Below are 1,053 nucleotides of genomic sequence, written 5' to 3' on the forward strand. Positions count from 1 at the left end.
AGCGTGGCGCGCACGTCGTCGATGAAGGCCGCAGCCGAGAACGGCCGCTCCGGCACATAGACGAGATGCGGGCCGCTGTCGGGGTCAAGCTGCCATGCGGCAGCGGCGGCGGTGAGGAAGCCGGCATGCCGCCCCATGACGATGCCGACATAGATACCCGGCAGAGCACGGAAGTCGAGGTCGACCGAGAGGAAGGCGCCGGCGACGAACTCGGCTGCCGAAATGAAGCCGGGCGTGTGGTCGTTCTCCTCGAGATCGTTGTCGATGGTTTTCGGCGCATGGACGAAAGCTATCTTGCCGCCGGCGGCATCGGTCAGGATCTGCTGCGTGCCCGACGTATCGTTGCCGCCGATATAGATGAACGCGTCGGCGCCGGCCTTCTTCAGACCGTTGAGGATGATCTCGCAATAGGCGTCATCCGGCTTGTCGCGCGTCGAGCCAAGCGCGGCGCTCGGCGTTGCCGCAATCAGCCGCAGCCGATCCTCTGGAATCGCTGAGAGATCGATATAGTTGCCGTCACGAATGCCGCGCACGCCATGGATCGAGCCCAGGACCTTAGCGCCGGGATGCCGCTTGCGGATTTCGAGCGCAGCGCCCACCATCGTCTGGTTGATGACGGCGGTCGGACCGCCGCCTTGCGCGATCACAAAAGTTCCGGACATGCTTCACGTCTCCCGAGCAGTGGCTTTGCAGGCACATTCGCCTGTCTTGCGAGATCACGCAACGGGAGAGTCGAGCGGCCGCGCCGGCCACGCTATCGGATCACACGACGACCGGGAGGGTCAGACGACGACGACCGGGTTCTTCCTGGAGACGCGGCTGTAGAGGTCGATGATGTCCTGGTTGATCAGGCGAACGCAGCCCGACGACATCGCCTGGCCGATGCTCCACCATTCGGGCGAACCATGGATGCGGTAGCCGGTGTCGTGGCCGTTCTGGTAGATGTACAGCGCGCGCGCGCCGAGCGGGTTGTCGAGGCCGCCGGGTTGCCCGGCCTGCCATTTCACCAGTTCCGGCTTGCGGGCGATCATCTCGGCCGGCGGCGTCCAGGTC

The 1,053-nt window shown here is 65.1% G+C and carries 2 protein-coding genes; both read right to left on the reverse strand.

The features are described 5' to 3' along the window. The coding region (locus EOA86_RS35905; RefSeq protein WP_206630250.1) for a 6-phosphofructokinase at positions 1-662 on the reverse strand (662 nt) is incomplete at its 3' end. 120 nt (positions 663-782) lie between these two features. Next, the coding region (locus tag EOA86_RS35910) for a L,D-transpeptidase (RefSeq protein ID WP_164892379.1) at positions 783-1,053 on the reverse strand (271 nt) is incomplete at its 5' end.

The organism is Mesorhizobium sp. M5C.F.Ca.IN.020.32.2.1, assembly GCF_004023105.1.
Lineage (GTDB): Bacteria > Pseudomonadota > Alphaproteobacteria > Rhizobiales > Rhizobiaceae > Mesorhizobium > Mesorhizobium wenxiniae.